General features: G+C 43.2%; 4 protein-coding genes and 1 pseudogene. 1 reads left to right on the plus strand and 4 read right to left on the minus strand.

All coding sequences use genetic code 11. The annotated features are described in order from the left end of the window. A partial coding sequence (locus B4J23_RS11400; RefSeq protein ID WP_291360708.1) for an EAL domain-containing protein occupies positions 1–1,938 on the plus strand: 1,938 nt, incomplete at its 5' end. Between the two features lie 97 nt (positions 1,939–2,035). Here the strand turns inward: B4J23_RS11400 and rpmE are convergent. The 4 genes and pseudogenes from rpmE to B4J23_RS11420 form a co-directional block, all read right to left on the minus strand. Further along, positions 2,036–2,260 (minus strand): 50S ribosomal protein L31, encoded by a 225-nt coding sequence (rpmE, locus tag B4J23_RS11405; protein WP_004782616.1) that lies wholly within the window; start codon positions 2,258–2,260, stop codon positions 2,036–2,038. A gap of 203 nt (positions 2,261–2,463) precedes the next feature. Then, entirely contained in the window at positions 2,464–3,441 is a 978-nt protein-coding gene (locus tag B4J23_RS11410; RefSeq protein WP_125278420.1) for a bile acid:sodium symporter family protein, read from the minus strand. 144 nt (positions 3,442–3,585) lie between these two features. Beyond that, positions 3,586–3,987: a lactoylglutathione lyase gene (gene gloA, locus B4J23_RS11415; protein ID WP_125278419.1), complete on the minus strand. Its 402-nt coding sequence runs from the start codon at positions 3,985–3,987 to the stop codon at positions 3,586–3,588. Position 3,988: 1 nt separating this feature from the next. Beyond that, positions 3,989–5,261 (minus strand): annotated as a pseudogene (locus B4J23_RS11420) (MFS transporter); the annotation flags it as partial.

Raw genomic sequence — 5,261 nt, forward strand, 5'->3', positions numbered from 1 at the left:
AAATATGAACAGGCCTTAAGTCTGGTTCAACTTTCGCAGCAACCTGATCTGCCTATTTTATTATTGAAGCCGGAAGATTATCAGGCTGAACAATATGCCCAATATATCCGTAAAGGCATTTTTGACATTCTGAATCTGGATTATCCAGACCGCTTCTTCCTGAATCTGGTGCGTACCCTTTCCTTTAGCCGTACCATGCAAGCCCAGCGCCATTTAATGGAAGAACTGGAAACTGCACAAAGCCAGGCACAATCACTGGTAGAAGATAGTAACCGTGCAGTCGCAACCATTCAGGAAGGCATCCATATTCAGGCCAATGCCGATTATCTCAAACTGTTTGGCCTTAAAAGCGAGGACGATATTATCGGTCTGCCACTTTTAGACCTGTTACAGCCGCAAGATTTGAATGATTTTAAATCCCGCTTTAAAAAGATTTCTCAGGGTCAATTTGATTTAGGTCGTTTTGATATTACTTCTTCGAATCCAAATGTTGCTGCTGCCAATCCATTAAAACTGGAATTTCTGGCATCTAGTGCTGAAGAAGATGCACTACAAATTACGATTGATACAGCGACTACTCAGGCGAGTGCCTCTTCTGAAAAAGTTGCAAACAAACCAAGCACATTACAGTCACTCAAGCGTGAACTTAATCGTGAACCGGCCAAAGCCAATGCATTGATCACGTTCTCCTTTGCTGCGTATGAGCCGCAAGTCCTGAATGGTGATTGGGCGACCTACATAGGTTATTTCCATGAAATTAAGAAATTCCTGAAAGAGCAGGTTCGTATTCCACTCTTTAAACTGGAACATGATGTTCTGGTGGGGATCATTCAGGCAGATGCGCAAGACATTCTGGAATCCAAACTGGTTGGACTAGGTTCATTGACCAAACCACAGCTCATTACAGTGAATCAGCAAACTTATCCGCTCAATCTGCGCATCGGTTATACCCTGCTTGACGGTGAACTGCGTGATGAAAGCCATTGTAATGAATTAATCGGTCGGGCTTTCTCTACTCCTTTACCACAAGCACAAAAAACTTCTGAGTTTGTTCTGGATATTCCTGCAACGACTCAGGAATCGATTTCAATGCCAAGCATTGACTTCACGGTTTCAGAACCTGTTATTCCAGCGCCTGAGTCCATACCGGTCAGTCCAGCAGTCAGTGCTGTACCACTGACTACATCGCAAGTATTAAAAGCACTGCGTGAATGTCTGGAACGTGGTGAAATTCATCTGAAATATCAACAGCTGTATGATAAAGAAGATACCAACCTCTATATGTATGAGGTGACTAGTGGCTTTATCTTTGAAAATAAATGGCAGGACATTTCTTCCTTGATGGAACTTAATGAAGATGATGAATTGTCTATTAAACTCGATCGCTGGATTCTGGTTGAATCAAGCAAGCAATTGCACAACTTCATTACCCAGTATCCGGATGCCCGTTTAATCGTGAACCTGAACCGTGCGGTGCTATTTAAAGACCGTACTTTCCCTGAATTTATTTCCAAACTAATTACCATTATTCGCAGTAAAGTCGAACATCCTTTGACCTTGCAGTTCTCTGAAGAAGATATCCTGATGAATCAGCAGGATGCGCAGAAATATCTACGTACTTTACGTGAACATGGCGCGCGGATTGCGATTCGTAACTTTGGTCACTCTATGTATAGTGAAACCCTGCTACGTGAGTTCGATATCAATGGTCTGAGCCTGGATAGCAAACTGACCAAGATGCTGAACAATGATGCTGAAATTGAACAGTTACAGGAAAAAATCACCACGTACAATGAAATCAAACCAGTGAATATCATGATTCGTGAACTGAATGACATGACCTTATTTGCGAATGCCTGGAACGTGGATGCCCGCTTTATTCAGGGTGATTATTTCCAGAAAAAACTGGATCATCTGATTGATGTACAAGACCACTAAGGTCTTGTACTCGCCTTTCAATCTAGAAACGTGAAATGATTTTCTAAATTGCAGGCACAAAAAAACGGGCATAAAGCCCGTTTTTTCATTTTGGGTATTAACGTTTAACAGAACGTGACATACCAGCAAAACGTTGTTTGAACTTGTCGATACGGCCGCCAGTGTCAACGTTCTTTTGCTTACCAGTGTAGAATGGGTGGCAAGCTGAGCATACGTCTAGGTAAAGAGTTTCTTTACCAACAGCTGAACGAGTTTCGATTACGTTACCACATGAACAAGTAGCAACTAGTTTTTCGTATTTTGGGTGAATATCGGCGCGCATCGTCGATTACTCCATTAAGATGAAAGAAGGTTTTGCTGTCATCGCAATTGATCACTCTCAAATATTGAGGAAGGGCCAGAATCAGGATTCAGGCAGATCAACACCACAACAGACCATTCTTTTGGCCCACCGAGACGGATACCGTCAGAGCTAAGCACAACAAGTTGAGCGGTATTATACGGCAAACAAATCCAATAAGCGAATTATTCTTCTGTATGTACCGCCTGTTTGGCCCAGAGATTCGCAATTACACCGCAGGCCATTAGCTGGATTTGATGGAAAATCATAATCGGTAAAACAATCATGCCAAGTGGCTGACCAATAAATAGAATCTGTGCCATTGGTACGCCACTGGCCAGTGTTTTTTTGGAACCGCAAAAGAACACCGTTTTTTGGTCGGCACGATTAAAGCCCAGCCAGCGTGGAATAAATAACGACAACAGCATTACGATGGTCAATAAAACCGAACATGCCAGCAGCAGCAAGAGCAAAGTACTTAAGCTGACTTCATGCCAAAGTCCAGCCACCACCGCACTACTAAATGCCCCATAAACCACCATCAGAATTGAACCCTGATCGAATATCTTAACGATCTTGGGCATTTGCTGCATTTTTGGGAAAATCCAGGGACGCAGTAACTGGCCTAAAATAAAAGGCACCAATAACAGCAGTGTAATCTGTAGAATCGATGCAGTAGGATCGAAGCCATGCTGGGATTGCCCAAGAATAAAGAATGCGACCAGCATCGGGGTAATGAACATCCCGATAATATTGGAAAAAGAAGCACTACAGATCGCACCGGCAATATTTCCCTGAGCCACTGAGGTAAAGGCGATCGAAGACTGTACGGTTGATGGCAAGAAGCACATAAACAGGAATCCCCAATATAATTCCTGCCCCAGCATTGGCAATAGGATTGGCTTTGCCAGCAAGCCTAAAATTGGAAAGAGCGCAAAGGTCAAGGCAAAGACCAAAGTGTGTAATTTCCAGTGCATTAAGCCTTCAATTACGGCTTCACGAGAAAGCTTGGCACCATGCAGGAAAAACAGAATCGCAATGGCTGCTGTCGTGATCCAGCTAAAGACTTCAGCTGCCTGCCCTGACACTGGCAATACACTGGCCAGTAACACCATAACAAAGAGCAAGATCGTAAAGCGGTCCAATGCCAGCAGTTTAAGCATCTGATGTCCTTCCCTCAAAATTTTATTATTAGATAAAAAATACCCGGCTATCTTAACAGATGCCGGGTCCATGTTATGCATTCAGATTGAAGGAATATTTTCATCCATACATGAATACATTTCACATATATCGCTTTATAACACTTAGTTATTACGTGCGTTGTTGTCTTGCTGGATCAGCTCGATTTTATAGCCGTCTGGATCTTCCACAAATGCAATGACAGTGACACCGCCTTTCATTGGGCCAGCTTCACGAACAACATTGCCACCACGTGCTTTGATTTCTTCACAAGCTTTATAAGCATCATCTACCGCAATCGCAATATGACCGTAGCCATTGCCTAAGTCATAGCTTTCTGTATCCCAGTTATGGGTCAGTTCGAGCACAGTGTGATTTCCCTCATCGCCATAACCCACAAAAGCCAAGGTAAAACGACCTTCTTCATAATCACGCTTACGAAGTAAAGTCATACCAAGAACTTCAGTATAGAACTTGAGTGATTGTTCCAGATTGCCTACACGTAACATGGTATGCAGCATGCGCATATTAATCATCCTTATTTACAGATTGTTTTTGGTGTTCACCGAGCAATTTTGCCACCCAAACGACCAGAATCAGGATTGGAATCCCGATTAAAGTGGTCATCAGGAAGAAATTCGGATAACCGATATTGGTCACTATAGTACCCGAATATCCACCTAAAATCTTAGGAGTCAAGGTCATGAGTGAGCTAAAAATAGCATACTGAACAGCGGTAAAGGACACACTGGTCAGACTGGACAGGAAGGCAATAAAAGCAGCGCCTGCGAGACCTGCGGCCAGATTATCGACAATAATTGCAAAATATAGCCACCATGAACTATACGGTTTAATCACTTTACCTTGAATTTCAACATTCTCGCCTGTTCCAATTGTAATCGGCTGAATATCAATATCCATCGGATTGGCCTGAGTCTGCGACAAGTCCACAGCATATGAATGCTGCTGGGTCACTATTGGCTGCTCCTGCTGCATTAAGCTTGCATTGATTCGCTTCACAGGTGCAGTAATCAGTTTCTCGGCAGGAATAGCAGCACTAAAGACACGCTCTTCATCCAGCTTGGCATCGAATTTATCGCCATTCAGCTCTAATACAATTTTTTGCTCTGCAGTTAAATCCGGCCCTAGATACTGACCGCGAACCACGATGCTATTCTCCTGCTCATTGGCACTGATCAGGTTATCTGTGGTAACAGGCAGAAGCTGTAATTGTGCTGCTTGCGAAGCATTCTGTTGCAGATAAGGCAGGTTGACTTGTACTGCATCTGCCGGATGATTCAGATAATGTGCACGAACCTGAATCTGTTCGGCCTCTTTAAAAGCAGTAGTGGGCACATTCAGTTTCCAGTAACCGACTTCATCTGTATCTGCCTGAAAGGTTTGCTGGCCTACCTGAACTTCGACCTGTCCCAGCTTTTCACCAGACTTTACTAAGCCAATAAAAATCAGATTGGTTGAACAGGCCAAAATCGCGCCTACAAACATCAGTTTCATGATGTTCATTTTCTGAGCCAGCAAGCCACCTAAAAAACCGCCAAGCAGGGAGAAAATTACCCCATACACTTTCACAGCTTCAGCAATCTGTTCCTTGCTAAAATTCAGATCCTGATAGAACACATTGGAAATCACACCGGCAATAATATCGGAGACCCTATAAAAACCGATCAGTAATAACAACACCAAAGCCAGTTTTAAACCATAGCGATCAAAGAAATCTGCTACGGGATTGACCCAGGTTTCGAATGCCATTTGCTTATTCACAGCACCCATTTTGACCAGA

The organism is Acinetobacter sp. UBA3025, assembly GCF_002367915.1.
GTDB lineage: Bacteria > Pseudomonadota > Gammaproteobacteria > Pseudomonadales > Moraxellaceae > Acinetobacter.